16 protein-coding genes are annotated in these 16,116 nt (G+C 67.4%); 7 read left to right on the forward strand and 9 right to left on the reverse strand.

Features of this window, described 5'->3' with window-relative positions; translation table 11 throughout:
- Window positions 1-33: 33 nt before the first annotated feature.
- The 6 genes from CHINAEXTREME_RS12535 to CHINAEXTREME_RS12560 form a co-directional block, all read right to left on the reverse strand.
- Window positions 34-1,077, reverse strand: a complete 1,044-nt coding sequence (locus CHINAEXTREME_RS12535) for an ABC transporter permease (protein ID WP_007141687.1) — start codon at window positions 1,075-1,077, stop codon at window positions 34-36.
- Window positions 1,064-2,314 carry an ABC transporter permease gene (locus tag CHINAEXTREME_RS12540; protein WP_007141688.1) on the reverse strand — a complete coding sequence of 417 codons (1,251 nt, stop codon included), beginning with the start codon at window positions 2,312-2,314 and terminating at the stop codon, window positions 1,064-1,066. The genes CHINAEXTREME_RS12535 and CHINAEXTREME_RS12540 overlap by 14 nt, the downstream gene beginning before the upstream one ends.
- On the reverse strand, window positions 2,311-4,008 hold the full coding sequence (locus CHINAEXTREME_RS12545) for an ABC transporter ATP-binding protein (protein ID WP_007141689.1): 1,698 nt from the start codon (window positions 4,006-4,008) through the stop codon (window positions 2,311-2,313). Before CHINAEXTREME_RS12545 ends, CHINAEXTREME_RS12540 begins: the two co-directional genes overlap by 4 nt.
- A 4-nt stretch (window positions 4,009-4,012) precedes the next feature.
- Window positions 4,013-5,068: a BMP family lipoprotein gene (locus tag CHINAEXTREME_RS12550; protein WP_029601638.1), complete on the reverse strand. Its 1,056-nt coding sequence runs from the start codon at window positions 5,066-5,068 to the stop codon at window positions 4,013-4,015.
- Between the two features lie 143 nt (window positions 5,069-5,211).
- A complete protein-coding gene (locus tag CHINAEXTREME_RS12555; protein WP_076738737.1) occupies window positions 5,212-6,597 on the reverse strand; it encodes a phosphohexomutase domain-containing protein in 1,386 nt (461 codons plus the stop codon).
- A 162-nt stretch (window positions 6,598-6,759) separates the two neighbouring features.
- Window positions 6,760-7,431 carry a MaoC family dehydratase gene (locus CHINAEXTREME_RS12560; RefSeq protein ID WP_007141691.1) on the reverse strand — a complete coding sequence of 224 codons (672 nt, stop codon included), beginning with the start codon at window positions 7,429-7,431 and terminating at the stop codon, window positions 6,760-6,762.
- A gap of 235 nt (window positions 7,432-7,666) precedes the next feature.
- On the opposite strand from CHINAEXTREME_RS12560, the gene CHINAEXTREME_RS12565 reads away from it, so the two are divergent.
- The 7 genes from CHINAEXTREME_RS12565 to CHINAEXTREME_RS12595 all read left to right on the forward strand — a co-directional run bounded on the left by CHINAEXTREME_RS12565 (window position 7,667) and on the right by CHINAEXTREME_RS12595 (window position 13,074).
- The gene (locus tag CHINAEXTREME_RS12565; RefSeq protein ID WP_007141692.1) at window positions 7,667-7,996 is read left to right on the forward strand and encodes an AbrB/MazE/SpoVT family DNA-binding domain-containing protein; all 330 of its coding nucleotides are present in this window, start codon (window positions 7,667-7,669) and stop codon (window positions 7,994-7,996) included.
- An 82-nt stretch (window positions 7,997-8,078) separates the two neighbouring features.
- Window positions 8,079-8,564: a hypothetical protein gene (locus tag CHINAEXTREME_RS12570; RefSeq protein ID WP_007141693.1), complete on the forward strand. Its 486-nt coding sequence runs from the start codon at window positions 8,079-8,081 to the stop codon at window positions 8,562-8,564.
- Window positions 8,565-8,607: 43 nt separating this feature from the next.
- Window positions 8,608-9,189 carry a poly(R)-hydroxyalkanoic acid synthase subunit PhaE gene (locus tag CHINAEXTREME_RS12575; RefSeq protein ID WP_007141694.1) on the forward strand — a complete coding sequence of 194 codons (582 nt, stop codon included), beginning with the start codon at window positions 8,608-8,610 and terminating at the stop codon, window positions 9,187-9,189.
- Window positions 9,186-10,625, forward strand: coding sequence for a class III poly(R)-hydroxyalkanoic acid synthase subunit PhaC (gene phaC / locus CHINAEXTREME_RS12580; protein WP_007141695.1), 1,440 nt, complete (start codon window positions 9,186-9,188; stop codon window positions 10,623-10,625). Before CHINAEXTREME_RS12575 ends, phaC begins: the two co-directional genes overlap by 4 nt.
- 106 nt (window positions 10,626-10,731) lie before the next feature.
- The gene (locus tag CHINAEXTREME_RS12585; protein ID WP_007141696.1) at window positions 10,732-11,475 is read left to right on the forward strand and encodes a beta-ketoacyl-ACP reductase; all 744 of its coding nucleotides are present in this window, start codon (window positions 10,732-10,734) and stop codon (window positions 11,473-11,475) included.
- A gap of 113 nt (window positions 11,476-11,588) precedes the next feature.
- Window positions 11,589-12,329: an Ntn hydrolase family protein gene (locus CHINAEXTREME_RS12590; protein ID WP_007141697.1), complete on the forward strand. Its 741-nt coding sequence runs from the start codon at window positions 11,589-11,591 to the stop codon at window positions 12,327-12,329.
- Window position 12,330: 1 nt separating this feature from the next.
- The gene (locus tag CHINAEXTREME_RS12595) at window positions 12,331-13,074 is read left to right on the forward strand and encodes an archaeal proteasome endopeptidase complex subunit alpha (protein WP_007141698.1); all 744 of its coding nucleotides are present in this window, start codon (window positions 12,331-12,333) and stop codon (window positions 13,072-13,074) included.
- A gap of 10 nt (window positions 13,075-13,084) precedes the next feature.
- Here the strand turns inward: CHINAEXTREME_RS12595 and CHINAEXTREME_RS12600 are convergent, their stop codons facing one another.
- From CHINAEXTREME_RS12600 to CHINAEXTREME_RS12610, 3 genes are all read right to left on the reverse strand, one after another.
- Window positions 13,085-14,065: a DUF7351 domain-containing protein gene (locus CHINAEXTREME_RS12600; protein WP_007141699.1), complete on the reverse strand. Its 981-nt coding sequence runs from the start codon at window positions 14,063-14,065 to the stop codon at window positions 13,085-13,087.
- 82 nt (window positions 14,066-14,147) lie between these two features.
- Window positions 14,148-14,669: a cyclic pyranopterin monophosphate synthase MoaC gene (gene moaC, locus CHINAEXTREME_RS12605; RefSeq protein ID WP_007141700.1), complete on the reverse strand. Its 522-nt coding sequence runs from the start codon at window positions 14,667-14,669 to the stop codon at window positions 14,148-14,150.
- On the reverse strand, window positions 14,656-16,083 hold the full coding sequence (locus CHINAEXTREME_RS12610) for a bifunctional ADP-dependent NAD(P)H-hydrate dehydratase/NAD(P)H-hydrate epimerase (protein ID WP_029601641.1): 1,428 nt from the start codon (window positions 16,081-16,083) through the stop codon (window positions 14,656-14,658). Before CHINAEXTREME_RS12610 ends, moaC begins: the two co-directional genes overlap by 14 nt.
- Window positions 16,084-16,116: the final 33 nt, after the last annotated feature.

Genomic DNA, 16,116 nt, shown 5'->3' on the forward strand with positions numbered 1-16,116 from the left:
GCATCGACCGGCGATCGCCTCGCCGGAAGGCAGTCAGTCCTCGCCGGATTCGTAGTTCTCGCCGGCCGCTTCCGGCAGTCGGGTCTTGCCGACGAAGACCAGGACGACGATCACCGTCACGTACGGGATCGTCCGGATCAGCTCCGTCGGGACGGCGTATCCGGCGGCCTGGAGCCGGACCTGGATCGCGTCGAGACCGGCAAAGAGGAACGAGCCGGCAAGCGCGCCGATCGGGTGGTAGTTCGCGAACAGGTAGGTCGCGATGGCGATGAACCCGCGGCCGCCGATGTCGGTCTCGCCGCCACCGGCGAAGGTGCCCAGCTGGCCGAGCGCGAAGCCGGCCCCGCCGAGCCCGGCGAACACGCCCGAGAGGATGACCGCCGCGTAGCGGACCTTCCGGACGTCGACGCCGGCGGTGTCGAGCGCCTTCGGGTTCTCGCCGCTCGCGACGACCCAGCGGCCGAAGCTCGTCCGCGAGAGCAGATACCAGCCGAGGACGGCCGAGATAAGCATGATCCAGACCTGCGGCGGGGTGTCGAACAGCAAGTAGCCCACGAGCGGGAACTCGGAGAGCACCGGTACCGTCACGTTGTCGAACGTTCCGACGGTGGCCGTGTTGGGGCTCTCGAAGACGATCCGCGAGACGAACGGCGCGAGCCCGAGCGCGATGAGCCAGACCGCCAGGCCAGCGATGATCTGGTCGGCCTTGAACTCGATGCAGACGACCGCGAACACGAGCGCGAACAGCGTGCTCACGAGCACGCCCGCGAGCAGCCCCCACCAGTGGTGGGAGATCAGTAGCGTCGACTCGCCGGAGCCGAGCCGGAACGTGACCACGACGCCGGTAAACGCCGAGACGATCAGCAGACCTTCGATACCGATGTTGATGACGCCGCTTTTTTCGGCGAAGATGCCGCCGATGGCCGCCAGCGCGATCGGGACGGCCAGCCGCAGCGTCGCCGTGTGCGTACTCGGACTGGCGAGCGCGAGGAAGAGGACGGTCGCGACCAGTCCTCCGCCGACGACTGCCTGCATGTAGCTCGACTCGGGAATGGGCAGTCGATCACGCATCGGCATCACCTCCGGTCTCGCTCTCGGCGTCCCCGCCGTCCGCTCGAGCGGGCCGCTCCCGCTCGACGTGGACGTACCGCGAGCCGATCATCCGGAAGAACTCCGGCATCGCCACGAAGAGGATGATGAGCCCGCTGAGCACGCCGACCAGTTCCGGCGGCACGTCCGTCGCGGTACCGATAGACCGGCTCCCGCTCTGGAGGATGCCGAACAGGAACGCCGCGGCGCCGACCCCGAGCGGGTTGTTCCCCGCCAGGATCGAGACGGCGATCCCGTCGAACCCGAGTTCCGGCACGTTCTCGAGCCAGCGCCCGTGGACCATCAGCACCCAGAAGGCGCCGCCGATCCCGCCGAGCGCGCCCGAGAGCGTCATGCTCGAGACGACCATGCGCTTGTCGTCGACGCCGCCGTAGGCGGCCGCCTCGGGCTGGACGCCGCTGGTTCGGAGTTCGTATCCGAACGACGTGCGGGCGAGCAGCCAGGCGACCCCGAGCATGAGCGCGACGGCGAAGGCAAACGCCAGCAGCGAGAAGTCCATCCGGCCGCCGAAGCCGACGTACGGAATCGTCGGAATCTCGGCGTACTCCGGCACGGGCTGAGTCTGGGGATTGCTGCTGTTGGGGTCCTGGAACTGCCAGGACAGCAGCGTCGAGGCGACCCCGACCGCGACGAAGTTGAGCATGATCGTCGTGATCACCTCGTTCGCGTCGGCGTAGGCCTTCAGCGCCCCGGGGATCGCCCCGAACAGGCCGCCGAAGATCGCGCCGACGAGGACGCCAATCGGGATGAGGACGATCGTCCCGACGAGTCCGCCGGGAACGATCGCCGCCGCGTACACGACGCTGACCGCCGTCGCGAGCCCACCGACGACTAACTGTCCCTGCGTCCCGATGTTGAACAGCCCCGCACGGAAGGCCACGGCGACCGACAGCCCCGTGAAGATCAACAGCGTCGTCTGCTGGAGCGTCGTCGCCAGGCTGTAGTTCATCGGCGACCAGCCGCCCTGGAGTGGGTGGCCCATCGCGCCGAGGAACAGCTCGTAGTAGACCTGGATCGGGTTGTAACAGAACGTCCAGCCGGCCAGGTCGAGCCCCGTACGACAGGAGGCGAACCCGCCGGAGACGAACACGAGGACGGCACCGACGAGGATCGAGGCGAACAGCGCGGCGACGCTGACCGCGATCCGTTCGACGGCCGAGGCGCGAACGAGTCGCTCGATCAGTCGTTCGACCCGGTCCCTCATGCCGAATCACCCGCCGGTTCGTCGCGTCCGTCGCCCCCACCGTCCGCGGAGACACCGGACCCGTCGCCGCGGAAGCTCGCATCCGCGTCGGCGTTCTCGGACGGGCGCTGGCCCGCCATCAGCAGTCCCAGTTCCTCCTCGGTGAGATCGTCGGGATCGGTCACGTCCATGAACTCGCCCTCGTAGATGACTCCCAGTCGGTCCGAGAGGCTCCGCACTTCGTCGAGTTTGGAGGAGACGAGCAGGATGGCGACCCCCTCCTGGCGGAGTTCGAGCAGTCGGTCGTGGATGAACTCCGTCGAACCGATGTCGACGCCCCGAGTGGGGTGGGTCGCGACCACGAGGTCGGGGTCGCGCTCGAACTCGCGGCCGACGATGAACTTCTGCTGGTTGCCGCCCGACAGCGACACCGCGTCGGCGTCGGGGTCGGGCGGCCGTACGTCGTAGGTTTCGATGATGTCTTCGGTATGGGTCCGGACCGACTCCCAGTCGATCCGTCCGGACTGAGAGAACTCCTCGGAACGCTGGCTGCCGAGCACGCCGTTCTCGACCAAGTCGAACGGCATGACCAGCCCCTGCTCGTGGCGATCCTCCGGAACGTACGCCATGCCGGCGTCGATCCGTTCCCGGCGGGACCAGTCGGTCACGTCCTCGCCGTCGAAGGTGATCCGCCCCTCGTCGGGGGTCCGGAGTCCGGTGACGGCTTCGATCAGTTCCCCCTGGCCGTTGCCGTCGACGCCCGCGATACCGAAGATCTCGCCGCTCCGGATCTCGAGATCGATCCCGGAGACGACCTCGACGTCGCGTTCGTCTTCGACGACGACGTCGTCCGCGGACAGGACCACGTCGCCCGTCTCGCAGGGGTCGGCCTCGGCTTCCAGCAGCACCTCGCGGCCGACCATGTACTCGGCGAGTTCGTCCTGGGTCGTCCCCTCGGGGTCGACCGTGCCGACGGATTTCCCGTCCCGGAGGACCGTGATCTCGTCGGCCGCGTGGGTCGCCTCGCCGAGTTTGTGCGTGATGAAAATGATCGTCTTCCCCTGGGCCGTAAGCTCCTCGAGGACTTCGTACAGCCCCTCGACTTCCTGGGGCGTGAGGACGGCCGTCGGCTCGTCGAGGATGAGCACGTCTGCGCCGCGATACAGCGCCTTGAGGATCTCGACGCGCTGCTGTGCGCCGACGCTGAGGTCGGCGACCGTCGCTCCCGGATCGACGTCGAACCCGTATCGGTCACAGAGGTCGCGGATCTCGCGGTCGATCCGTTCGCGGTCGACCGCGAGCCCGAACCACTTCCGGGGTTCGTTGCCGAGCGCGATGTTCTCCGCGACGGTCATCGTGTCGACCAGCATGAAGTGCTGGTGGATCATCCCGATTCCCGCGTCGATGGCGTCCCGTGGGGAGTCGAACGAGCGTTCCTCGCCGTCGACGACGACCCGGCCCCCTTCGGGCTGGTAGAGCCCGTAGAGGACGTTCATCAGCGTCGTCTTCCCCGCACCGTTCTCCCCGAGCAACGCGTGGACGGACCCCCGTTCGACGCGGAGGTCGACGTCGTCGTTGGCGACGACGCCCGGGAACCGCTTTGTGATCCCGTCGAGGTGGACGGCCAGGTCGGCCGCCCGCCTCGAGTCGGGACCGGTGCCCCCTCGAGCGGTTTCCCCTTCCTCGGTAGTGGTGCCTGTGCCGGAGTCGGTCATGCGATTACAGTTCCTGTGGGACGTCGATCTCGCCGTCGATGATCGCCTGTCTGGACTCGTCGAGTGCGCCCGTGACGTCGTCGGGGATCTCGTCTCCGATCGTGTCACCGTAGACTGCCCTGACGCCCTCTTCCTCGAGGCCGAGGCGTTCGGTTTCGCCGCCCTCGAACGCATCGTTGACGACCGACTCGACGGCGGAGTAGACCGCGGTGTCGACCTGCTTGACCATGCTCGCGAGGATGACGTCCGCGTAGTCGGGTTCGGTCAGCGACTGGTCGGCGTCGACGCCGATCGCGAACCGACCCTCGGACTGTGCGGCCTGGAGCACGCCGACGCCGGTTCGACCCGCCGCGTGGAAGACGATGTCGGCGTCCTGGTCCTGGTACATCGACAGCGCGGCCTCCTGGCCGCCGGCGGTGTCGTTGAAGTCGCCGACGTAGGAGGTAACGACCTCCGCGTCCTCGTTCGCGTACTCGACGCCGGCTTTGAATCCGGCCTCGAACGACTCGATCAGCGGCGATTCGACGCCACCGACGAACCCGACCGTGTTCGCGTCGGGATTCGTCTCGCTTTCGGCCGCGGCGAACTCCATGTCCGTCAGCAGGCCTGCGAGGTGACCGACCTGGAACGATCCCTCCGGCTCGCCGAAGATGTAGCTTCGGACGTTGTCCACCTCGAGGACCTCGTCGATGATGATGAAGTCCTGGTCGGGGTAGGCATCCGCGTTCTCCTCGAGCGCGTCGAGCTGTGCGAAGCCGATACAGGAGACGAGGTCGTAGTCGCCGGACTCGGCGAAGTCCCGCTGTGCACTGGTGAACTCGCCTTCCGTCTCCGGCTCACGTTCGTCGAACGCGATGTCGAACTCGTCCTCGGCGTCCAACAGCCCTTGCTGGGCCATGTCGTTGAACGAGTTGTCGCCGAGGCCGCCGGTTGCGTACACCATGCCGATCCGTGCTTCGGAATCGCCGCCGCCGTCGCCGAACCCACCGACGCAGCCAGCCAGCCCCGCGAGCCCAGCAGCGCCGGCACCTGTCAAGAACGTCCGCCTGTTTCGTGGCATTAGACACGGCTAGTGAGGAGACAGGGTTTATAGCCGTCGGAATCGACGGACCCGTTTACGCGAACCGACGCGTCAGCGGTGCACGCAACAGTTTACTACGAAAGTAGTACTCTCATTTCCCGCTAGCGCGGACGTGCGTACGTTTAGCTCCGGTCGGCGACGGTCGCCTCGACGACCTCGCGGGCGTCGCCGATCAGGGCGTCGACGTTGTCGCTCTCGGCGTAGATGCGTACGTATGGCTCCGTTCCGCTGGGCCGGACGAGCACCCAGGACGCGTCCTCGAACTCGAGGCGGACTCCGTAATCGGTGTCGACGGCAGCCTCGGGGAACGCGGCCGGCAACTCGGACTCGAGGTCGGCCATGACGTCGGGTTTGGCGTCGTCCGGACAGTCGACGCTAACCTTGCGATAGGGGCGTTCGGTGACCGGCTCCCGCAGCGTCCCGGTGTCCCCGGCCTCGGCGACGAGTGCGGAGACGGCCGCGGCGCTTGTGACGCCGTCGATCCAGCCGCCGAAGGCGGTGTGGATGTGCTTCCAGGGTTCGGCCGCGAAGACGACTTCGGTGTCCGCGTCGCCGGCGCGGCGTTCCCGGGCGATTCCCTCGTGGAGCGCGCCCAGTCGGACGCGTTCGACGCGACCGCCGGCTTCCCGGACCTGCTCGTCGATCCGCGCGGAGGCGTTCGGCGTCGTGACCACGACCGGATCGTCGGCATCGCTCTCGGCCGCGTAGTGTGCCGCGACGACCGCGAGGACGGTGTCCTCGTGGATCACGTCGCCGTCGGGGCCGAGGACCACGAGGCGGTCGGCGTCGCCGTCGTGGGCGAGCCCCAGGTCGAACGCCGAGCCGTCCTCGCGCGCGGCCGAAAGAAAGGTCGAGAAGTCCGAGAGCGTCTCCGGCGTCGGCTTGCTCTCGCGGGCCGGGAAGTGGCCGTCCACGCTGGCGTTGACCGCGACGACTTCCGCGCCCAGTCGCTCGAGCACCTGTGGGGTCGCCACCGAGGCCATGCCGTTGCCGCAGTCGACGGCGATCGAGAGTCCCGCGAGGGGCGCGCCCTCGCCGTCCGAAAACTGCGCGTCGACGTAGTCAGCGACGGCGTCGCGGTAGTCGTCGAGGACCTCGAGCCGTTCGGAATCGCCCCACTGCTCCCAGGAGGCGAGCGGGACACCCTCGGTGACCCCATCTTCGATCCCGCGTTCGGCCTCGCGGTCGTACTCGACGCCGTCGGCGAACAGTTTGATCCCGTTGTCCGTCGGCGGGTTGTGACTCGCGGTAATCATCGCGCCGCGGCGGCCCTGCGAGGCGAACGCCAGCGCGGGCGTCGGCACCTGGCCGAGGCGGTAGACGTCGGCGCCGGCGCTCTCGAGGCCGGCCTCCATCGCAGCGGCCAGCGCCGCCCCGGTTTCGCGGCCGTCACGGCCGACGACGAACGTTTCTCCCGGCCGGCCCGCGGCCTGGCCGACCTCGAGCGCGAGCGCGGGTGTGATCTCTTCGACCGGGCCGCGGATCCCGGCTGTCCCGAACAGTGACATGGCCGTCCCTTTCCGGAGGACGCACTTATACTATCTGAGACGGACTCGCCGGGCAGTCCTCGGCGGGGTCGACGAGAAAGAGAGACGGGACTGGGATCCGGTCGGGGCCAGGGGCCGCGAACGGACACCGCGTTTCGAACCGGACGGACGACGGAACGGGCGTTACGATTCGTCGGGCATTTCGTCGATCAGGACGACCGCTTCGCCGTCGATGACGGTCGCATCGTCGTCCTCGTCGCGGATGACCGTCTCGAGGCGGTACTGGTCGTTGCCAAGCGCTTCGACGATTTCGACGCGTGCGGAGACGCGGTCGCCGATCCCGACCGGACCGCTGAACTCGAGGTCCTGCGAGAGGTAGATCGTCAGCCCGGGAAGGCGTGCGAGCGCGGCGCTGATGAGCCCGGAGACGAGCGTCCCGTGAACGATTCGCTCGCCGAACCGGGTGCGGGCGGCGAACTCGTCGTCGAGGTGGAGTCGGTTGGTGTCGCCGCTGATCGTCGCGAACGCGCGAACGTCCTCGTCGGTCAGGGTTTTCTCGAACGTGACGGCGTCGCCGACGGTGATCTCGTCGCGGTCGTCGACGCTGCGGTCGAACTCCCAGTCGAGGTCGGAGTGATCGACCGAGGGGATCGACGCGGGGACGGTCTCGTCACCCGAACGGCCGCTCGAGGGCGATGCGGACGCCGACGAACTCTGGTCGTCGGTCGTGGGCATCATCGCCGATACTGCTGCCCGGTTTGCGGCGGTCGCACTCTGGAAGAAGCTCTGAGTCATCGTCGTCCAGGCGTCCGTCACGGCGGCGAAATCGGGTGTCCCGGAGTTCTGGTGAGACATCTACGACCGAACTAGGGTGGGGGAGGTTATCACTTCTTTGGCTCATCCAATCGGTTTTTACTATCCCTCGGATGCCGTAAGATCTGGTTACACCCGGTTTCGATGTATGGGAATTGGAGGCACGGTGGGTCGAGAGCGTCGGTCCCCGCCGGTATCGTCCCGGCTGCTCCATCTGATGGCATCAAATGGTATCTAGTGGAAACTCTTATTAGCGACGCCGTCGTTGGTACGGGTGATGACGGACGACTCCGACCGCTCGCCGTGGTTTCCGCCCGCGATGTTCACCCAGGGAATGCAGGAAGCCGGCGAGCAGGTTGCTCAGTCCCAGCAGGAGATGATGAAGCAGTTGCTGGAGGCGACCTCCGCGTCGTCGAACCCCTTCGAAGAGCTGTCAGCGTTCGGGCCGATGAACATGGGGACGGCGACGTTCAAGGCTCGCGTCCAGAGCGGCGGTCGGATCAGCATTCCCGGCCCCGAACGGGAAGCCCTCGACATCGAAGAGGGCGACATCGTCCAGACGATCGTCGTACCGGTCAAACGCGACCGGGACGATGACGACGAGTAACGTCGCGATCCCGCTACCCGACCCGACGCACGGCACGCCCCGAATCAGATCACACCCGACACACCACGACACCACACCAACCATGACCCAGAACCCACTCACCGCCGTTTTCGACGCACAGCGCACCGCCCTCGAACAATCCCAGCGCTTCGCCCACGACGCCCTCGAGGCCCAGAAGACCTCGATGAGCGCGATGGCCGACGCCCTCGAGACCTCCGAATCGCTAGCCGAGTCCAACGCCGAGTTCACGCGCGGCGCGCTCCACGCCTACTTCGACGCCCTCGAGTCCACGATGCCCGAGGACGCCGCCGAGTTCGACGACATGCGCGACCTCGTCGACGAGGGCGTCGACTCCGCGACGGAAGCCCAGATGCAGTCGATGGAGGCCATGATCGAGGCGGTCCACGAGTCCGAGGACGCCTACGACGAGTTCGCCGACAATTACGCCGAGATGATCGACACGTCCTTCGACACCGCGCTCGAGGCCCACGAGCAGATGGAGCGCAACGTCTCGGCCGTCGCCGAGAACGTCGAGGAGACCGCCGACGAGTTCGACGTGTCGGCCTGACGCCGGGACCAGACTTTTTACACTACTTACACAATTTTCGCCAATGTCGGACTCACAACCTCCCCAGGCGGGGAACTGGAACGCGTTCGTCGAACAGTGGAACGAACAGTTCCTCGAGGCGCTCGAGGACAACATGGAGGCCCAGGCCCAGTTCGTCGAGAGCTGGTCGGACGCGGTCGGCGAGATGAGCGAGGAAGAGGAGATCTCGGACGGCGTCGAGGGGTACGCGCGGGCCTACGAGTCCTGGATGGGGGCCTCCGAGCAGATGGTCGAGCGGATGAACGACGTGCTCGAGGGCGAGGACGTCGACGTCGAGGAGTTCCGCGACATCTGGCTCAACACCGCCAACGAGGCGTTCAAGGAGGTCATGTCGACGACGGCCTTCGCGAAGATGACCGGCGAGACCGTCGGCGACGTCCTCGAACTCCAGCAGCAGGCCGACGAGGCCTCCCAGGAGACGCTGCGGTCGCTCGGTTTCGCGACCGAGGAGGACGTCGTCGAGGTCGGCGACCGACTCGTCGAACTCGAGCGCCGCCAGCACGACGTCGAGCGGAAACTCGACCGCGTACTCGAGCACCTCGAGCACCTCGAGGGAAGCGAGACGGAGGGCGATAGCGAGCAATGAACAACCCGTACGCAACCGCACTGGACTTCCAGCGGAAAGCCTGGGAAGCGACGGCCGACCTGGCCGAGAAAAGTCAGGTCGCACCCGAGCGGACCGAGACCCTCGAGAACGTCGACGTCGGGAAGACGCCGAGCGAGGTCGTCTACGAGGAGAACAAGCTCGAACTGCTCCACTACGAGTCCCAAACTGACGAGCAGTACGACGTCCCGATCCTCATCGTCTACGCGCTGATCAACAAGCCGTACATCCTCGACCTGCAGCCGGACCGCTCGGTCGTCCAGACGCTGCTCGAGGCCGGCTTCGACGTCTACCTGATCGACTGGGGCGAGCCCTCGAAGCTCGATCGCGCCCTCGGACTCGAGGACTACGTCGACCGGTACATCGACAACTGCGTCGACGTTGTCCGCGAACGCTCCGGCCAGGACGCGATCAACGTCCTCGGCTACTGTATGGGCGGGACGATGTCCGCGATGTACACCGCCCTCCACCCCGAGAAGGTCCGCAACCTCGGGCTGATGGCCGCCGGGCTCTGTTTCGCCGGCGACGGCGGCGTCCTCGAGTTGTGGGGTGCCGAGGAGTACTACGACCCCGAGGAGGTCACGGAGACGTTCGACAACGTCCCCGCGGAGTTCCTGGACGTCGGGTTCGCGCTGATGGACCCCGTCGCGAACAACGTGACGAAGTACGTCCGGTTCTACGACAACGTCGAGGACGAGGACTTCGTCGAGAACTTCGCCCGGATGGAGCGATGGCTCTCGGAGGGGATCGACGTCGCGGGCCGGGCCTACGAGCAGTTCATCGAGGATATCTACCAGGAGAACAAGCTGATCGACAACGAACTCCACCTGGACGGGAAACACGTCGACATCGAGAACATCGACGTGCCGGTCCTCCAGATCGTCGCGGAGTACGACCACCTCATTCCGCCGGGGGCCTCGAAGCCGTTCAACGAGGCCATTCCCTCCGAGGACACGGAGATCATGGAGTTCGCGACGGGTCACATCGGCATGTCGGTCTCCTCGCGGAGCCACGACGAACTCTGGCCGGACGTCTGCGAGTGGTTCGAGGAGCGATCCCGGGTCGACGAAGACCTCGAGGTGGAGGCCGAGACCGCAACCCGATCGGACGAGGAGATCGAGGCCCGCGGCGAAGACGACGTTCAGGAAACGCCAGCGGAGCCGGGCGAGATGACGGTCGACGAGGAGGTCGTCGACGAGGTCACCGAGGGCGACGGCGGGGAAACCGCCCTCGAGGCCGAACCCGACGACCTCACGGAGTTGAACGGCGTTGGACAGGCCTACGCCGAGGACCTCTCGGCTGCCGGCATCGAGACGTTCGACGACCTGGCCGCCGCTGATGTTGCGAACCTCGCCGCCGAGACCGGAATCTCGCCGAGTCGGATCGAGAGCTGGATCGACCAGGCCGCCGAGCGATAGCCACCAATCGATCCGCGGCGCTCCCCGCCGTACCGGTCGACACCATTCCTGTTAGTTCATTCAACATGTCATTATTTATCAGTGGAGGTAGAACCTGTCCCCGAACATGTCTATGGAGGGACGAACCTGCGTCATCACGGGCTCGGCACGCGGTATCGGTCGGGGGATCGCGGAACGTCTCGGCAACGAAGGTGCGAACGTGGTCATCAACTACCGGTCCTCCGAGGAAGCGGCCGGGGAGGCGGTCGACGCCGTCGAGTCCGCCGGAGGGTCGGCGGTCGCCGCCCAGGCCGACGTCTCGGACCGCGAGGACGTCGAGCGGCTGCGCGAGATCTGTCACGAGGCGTTCGGCCCGGCGGACGTGCTGGTGAACAACGCGGGCATCACGGCCGACAAGCAGTTTACCGAGATGAGCCGCGAGGAGTGGGATCGCGTCATGGACGTCAACCTCGGCGGGATGTTCAACTGCACTCAGGAGTTCTACGACGACATCTGGAACGCCGAGGAGGGCCGGTTGATCAACATCTCGAGCGTCGTCGGCAAACAGGGGAACTTCGGGCAGGCGAACTACGCCACCGCAAAGAGCGGCATGTTCGGGTTCACGCGAACGATCGCGCTCGAGTTCGCCCAGGGCGGGTCGACGGCGAACTGCGTCGCACCCGGGTTCACGCGGACGGACATGGTCGAGAGCGTCCCCGACGAAGTCCTCGACCGGATCGTCTCGGGGATTCCGCTCGAGCGGCTGGCGGAGGTCGAGGACATCGCCTCGGTCGTCCGGTTCCTCGCGAGCGAGGAGTCGTCGTACGTGACGGGCGAAGTGATCGACGTCAACGGCGGGATGGACCTCTAAGGTCGCTCGTCGCGGAGCGGATCCCGCAACAGCGCCGAGCCGGGTTCGTACGCACCCGCAGCTAAAATATATTTTAGCTAACAGTTAATCCGTCGGAGCCGCTCGTACGGTGTATGCGACGAACAACTGACGGTCGGTCCCGCCCCGGACACGAGTTGGAACCGATCAGTCCTGCGACTGACGGGTTTCAGGCCCCTCTCGGGGAAGGAACGGCGGACGACTCGAGTAGAATCGTCGAAACTGGCACGACGACAGTCGGCGTCGTCGGAACGAACGGCGTCGTTCTCGCGGCCGACAGGCGAGCGAGCCTGGGCGGTCGCTTCGTGACCAGCAAACGGGCTCGAAAGATCGAGCCTGTCGCCGACCGGACGGCCCTCACGTTCTCGGGCAACGTCGGCGAGGCCCAGACGTTCGTCCGACAGCTTCGGTCCGAGCGACGACTGTACGAACTGCGCGGCGAGGGGGGCGCCTCTGTCGAGACGATAGCGACGGTCGCCGGCGACCTGATTCAGCAGGGGCCATACCGCGCGCTCGAGCTCGTGCTCGCAGGCGTCGACGACGAGCCGTCGCTGTACCAGATCGGTCGCGGTGGCGGGGTCATGCGTGCGGACTACGCGGCGAGCGGAAGCGGGATGCAACTGGCCTATGGCAACCTCGAGGATGCCTACGAGCCCGATCTCCCGGTGTCGGCGCTCCGGGAAGCTGCGGCCGTTGCGGTCCACAGCGCGAGCGAGCGAGACACTGCGAGCGGCGACGGTACGACCCTCGCGACGATTACAGAAGACGGCATCGACCTCGAGACGTTCGACACCCCGAACGCAGCGGTCGCCGCGACGACCGAGGAGGTGGCCTGAGATGGACTCGGGTGCCCACCAGCAGGCCTACGATCGCGGGAGCACGATCTTCTCGCCGGACGGCCGGCTCTACCAGGTCGAGTACGCACGGGAGGCCGTCGACCGGGGTGCGCCGAGCGTCGGCGTCGTCGCCGACGACTGCACCGTCCTCGCGGCGCGAAAACGCGTCCGGTCGCCGCTGCTCGAGCCGACATCGGTCGAGAAAGTGCACGCCGTCGACGACCATCTCGCAATCGCGTCCGCGGGACACGCGGCCGACGCCAGACAGCTCGTCGACGTCGCCCGTCGGGCGAGCCAGCGCCACCGGCTGCGATACGACGAGCAGATCGGCGTCGAAACGCTGGCGAAGCGGCTGGCCGATCACGTCCAGGAACGCACACAGAACGGCGGATCGCGGCCGTACGGGGCTGCGCTGCTGGTCGGCGGAGCCGATCCCGCTGGTGAGGCAACTCGACCGCGGCTGTTCGAGGTCGACCCGAGCGGAACGCCGTACGGCTGGAACGCGACTGCGGTCGGCGACGGGGCAAACGACGTCAGGGGGTTCTTCGAAGCGGAGTTCGAGGACGGGGGTTCCGGCGGCGGACGCCAGTGGGCCATCGAGACCGCACTCGAGGGACTCGACGCGACGACCGGCGACGACCTCGAGCCCGAAAGGGTCGAGGTTCGAACGATCGACTCCCGCGACGGCGTCGAGGCGCTTTCCTCGGCCCGCATCGGGGACGCCCTCGCCGAAGTCGGCTCGTAGCGACTCACTCTCACTCGTCGGCCGACGAACGCTGTACGTCGACGACCGATGCGTGCTCGTCGACGTAGAGCGCGAGCACGTCCCCCTCGAGTTCGGTGACGACGCGAACGGCGAGTGGCTCCTCCGAGAGAGTCGTCTCGGTCCACTCGTGGCCGACGTTCCAGATCGGCCGCTCCGAGACGTCTTCGCCGTGTTCGTGGTAGAAGGAGACGACGGACGGATGATCGAGAACGGCGAGCGTCACCGGACACCGCAACTCGATACCGCAACCGTGACACGAGAACTCCGCCTGAACGTGGTCGTCGTACTCCGACGGAAGTTCGTCCGCGACGGTCGTACTCGGCGTCACGAGCCGTCCGGAGACGTCGCCGCTACAGTCGGGACAGACCCCGTCGGCGGCGAGTCCGAGTCGGTGTCGATGATACCGGTCGAACGCCGCGGGGAACTCGTCGCCGTGGCCCCCGATCCCCACAGGCGGGACGCCGAGTCGCAACAGCGATCGGCCGCAGTCGTCACAGGAGATCGTCACGACGTTGTCGGCCGACCTGGCCTCGAGGTCCTGCCGACCACAGAAGGGACAGGACTCCTCGAGTTCGACCGGCGGCCGATCGACCCGGTGAGTGTACGTCCCGGTCGCAATGGTCCTGCCGATCCGTTCGCCGGCGTAGGTTAGTTCGTAGCCGTCGTCGTACTGGTGGAGGTACGGGCCGACGAGTTGCTCGAGGTGGTAGGCGAACCCGGCGGAGGTATCGACGTCCGATGCCTCGAACAGCGCCGAGAACGAGACTCGAGACGGCCCCTCGCCGTCGGTCCGCTCGAGCATCGTATCCAGGATACCCATCCTGATCTCGTTGCCGAGGGCCTGGAACGCGTCGCTCGGGTCGGACACGCGTTCCGCCCGCGCCGGTTCCGCGGTCGGCGAAGCGATCGAGGGGCTCGAGTCCGGCCCGCGGTCCCGTGATCCGATCGACGGCTCGTCGACCTCGTCCATAGAGACGCTTTGTCACGGACGGAGAAGTAAGTTCTCAAACTGACAATCGTAATCCGCGGTCGTCGTGGGCTGAGGCCGGCGGCTACGGCGTCCGTTTCCGCTTCTCGAGTACCCGGACGTTCTCGATACCCGTCTCGGGGTACTGCCCGTCCTCGTCCTTCTCGACGGCTTTGACCATGTCCCAGACGACGTTCAGTCCGGTCGTGACTCCCTCGAGGGCCTCCATCTCGCAGCCCGTCTTGCCGGTCGTCTCGACGGCGACCTCGCACTCGACGCGGTCCTCGCCCAGTGAAAAGTCGGTGTCGACGTTCGTAATCGGGATCTGGTGACACATCGGGATCGTCTCCCAGGTGTGCTTGACGGCCTGGACGGCGCCGATCCGGGCGGTCGCGAGCACGTCTCCCTTGCCGATCTCGTCCGCGCGGATGGCCTCGACCGTCGACGGCTGCAGGCGGATCTCGCCCGCCGCGACGGCACGGCGCTCGCTGTCGGGTTTGTCCCCGACGTCGACCATCTGAACGTCGCCGTCGTCGGTGGTGTGGGTGAGGTCCTCCGCCTCCGCCTCCGCGTCGCCGTCGGCGTCGGTCTCCTCAGACATCCGCATCACCCCACAGGACCCCGGGGATCTCCCCGAGCAGTTCGGAGGCGAGGAACCCGTGTCCGTTCCCGTCGGCGAGCCGTTCTCCCGCGAGGCCGTTGACGTGGGCGCCCGCCGCGGCCGCCTCGAGCGGTTCTGCCCCCTCGAGCAGCGCGGCGACGATCCCGGCGAGCGTGTCGCCGGTGCCGCCGACCTTCATGCCGACCGTCCCCGAGCGGCTGATCCGGGTCCGCTCGCCGTCCGTGATCACGTCGTCGGCCCCTTTTGCGAGGACGACGTGGCCGAGGTCCGCGGCGAACGACTCGATCTCGTCGGCGACCGCCCGGAGATCGTCGGCGTCCGGTCCGCCCATCCGTGCGAGTTCGGCCCGGTTGGGCGTACAGACGAGCGTCGCGTCGGTCTCGACGTCGGGAACGACCGCGAGCGCGTCGGCGTCGACGACCACACGGCCGTCGTAAGACTCGAGGAACCGGCGGGCGGCCTCGAGCGTCTCGTCGGCGGTGCCGAGCCCGGGGCCGAGCACGACGGGGTTGTCGTACCGCCGGGCCGTCTCGAGCAACTCATCGGCCCGCTCGGGCGTGAGCACGTCCTCCTCGTAGGGCTGGACGATGAGATCCTCGGCGTAGCCCTGGATCTCGCCGGCGACCGACTCGGGCGCGGCGACGAAGGAGAGTTCGGCGCCGGCCCGCAGGGCGGCCTGGGCGGCGAGCGCGGGCGCGCCCGTGTACGGCCCGCCGCCGATGACGTAGGGGCGACCGTCGCGGCCGACCGGCCGAGCCAGCGAGAGATCGCCGGGGCCGACGAACCGCTCCGCCGCGGCAGGGATGCCGATGTCCGCGACCGTTATCTCGGCAGCGAGGTCCTCGAGGCCGGGCTTCGCGTCGTGGAAGGTGACCACGCGGTCCGCCTCGACCCGGTTCCCGGCGTGGTCGCCCCCGTCGGCGTCGAACCCGGTGGGGACGTCGACCGCGACGACGGTCGCGTCGGCGTCGTTGATCGCCTCGGCGGCGGTCGCGACGGGCTCCCGGAGGTCGCCGCTGATCCCCGTCCCGAGCATCGCGTCGACGATCACGTCGGCCTCGGGCAGGTCGAACCCGCTCGAGTCCCGGACCTCCCGGACGTCGTAGTCGGCCTGCTCGAGGGCCGCCCAGTTCTCCCGGGAGATCTCGGTCCCGATGTTCTCGGGGCGCCCGAGTAGGAGGGTGGAGACGGCGTACCCGTCCAAGAAGCGGACGGCGACGAACGCGTCACCGCCGTTATTCCCGCGTCCCGCGACGATCGCCACGCTCGAGTCAGGTTCGGCGACGTCCCGGACCGCGCGAGCGACGGCGTTCCCGCTCGACTCCATGAGCTGCTTGCGCGCCACGCCAAGCGCCGCGGCGTTCTCGTCGACGGCGGCCATCCGCCTGCCTGTGATCATGTACAGGGGTTCGACCGGCCGGCCGTTCAAGAT

Source organism: Halobiforma lacisalsi AJ5, from assembly GCF_000226975.2.
GTDB classification, from domain to species: Archaea; Halobacteriota; Halobacteria; order Halobacteriales; family Natrialbaceae; genus Natronobacterium; species Natronobacterium lacisalsi.

Bases quoted from the DNA above. Each gene is read 5' to 3' on its own strand.
- CHINAEXTREME_RS12555 (WP_076738737.1), bottom strand. From the start codon at position 6,597: ATGTCACTGTTCGGGACAGCCGGGATCCGCGGCCCGGTCGAAGAGATC.
- CHINAEXTREME_RS12570 (WP_007141693.1), top strand. From the start codon at position 8,079: ATGACCCAGAACCCACTCACCGCCGTTTTCGACGCACAGCGCACCGCC.
- CHINAEXTREME_RS12535 (WP_007141687.1), bottom strand. From the start codon at position 1,077: ATGCCGATGCGTGATCGACTGCCCATTCCCGAGTCGAGCTACATGCAG.
- CHINAEXTREME_RS12610 (WP_029601641.1), bottom strand. From the start codon at position 16,083: ATGATCACAGGCAGGCGGATGGCCGCCGTCGACGAGAACGCCGCGGCG.
- CHINAEXTREME_RS12590 (WP_007141697.1), top strand. From the start codon at position 11,589: ATGCGACGAACAACTGACGGTCGGTCCCGCCCCGGACACGAGTTGGAA.
- moaC (WP_007141700.1), bottom strand. From the start codon at position 14,669: ATGCGGATGTCTGAGGAGACCGACGCCGACGGCGACGCGGAGGCGGAG.
- CHINAEXTREME_RS12560 (WP_007141691.1), bottom strand. From the start codon at position 7,431: ATGTCTCACCAGAACTCCGGGACACCCGATTTCGCCGCCGTGACGGAC.
- phaC (WP_007141695.1), top strand. From the start codon at position 9,186: ATGAACAACCCGTACGCAACCGCACTGGACTTCCAGCGGAAAGCCTGG.
- CHINAEXTREME_RS12565 (WP_007141692.1), top strand. From the start codon at position 7,667: ATGACGGACGACTCCGACCGCTCGCCGTGGTTTCCGCCCGCGATGTTC.
- CHINAEXTREME_RS12550 (WP_029601638.1), bottom strand. From the start codon at position 5,068: ATGCCACGAAACAGGCGGACGTTCTTGACAGGTGCCGGCGCTGCTGGG.
- CHINAEXTREME_RS12540 (WP_007141688.1), bottom strand. From the start codon at position 2,314: ATGAGGGACCGGGTCGAACGACTGATCGAGCGACTCGTTCGCGCCTCG.
- CHINAEXTREME_RS12585 (WP_007141696.1), top strand. From the start codon at position 10,732: ATGTCTATGGAGGGACGAACCTGCGTCATCACGGGCTCGGCACGCGGT.
- CHINAEXTREME_RS12595 (WP_007141698.1), top strand. From the start codon at position 12,331: ATGGACTCGGGTGCCCACCAGCAGGCCTACGATCGCGGGAGCACGATC.
- CHINAEXTREME_RS12545 (WP_007141689.1), bottom strand. From the start codon at position 4,008: ATGACCGACTCCGGCACAGGCACCACTACCGAGGAAGGGGAAACCGCT.
- CHINAEXTREME_RS12600 (WP_007141699.1), bottom strand. From the start codon at position 14,065: ATGGACGAGGTCGACGAGCCGTCGATCGGATCACGGGACCGCGGGCCG.
- CHINAEXTREME_RS12575 (WP_007141694.1), top strand. From the start codon at position 8,608: ATGTCGGACTCACAACCTCCCCAGGCGGGGAACTGGAACGCGTTCGTC.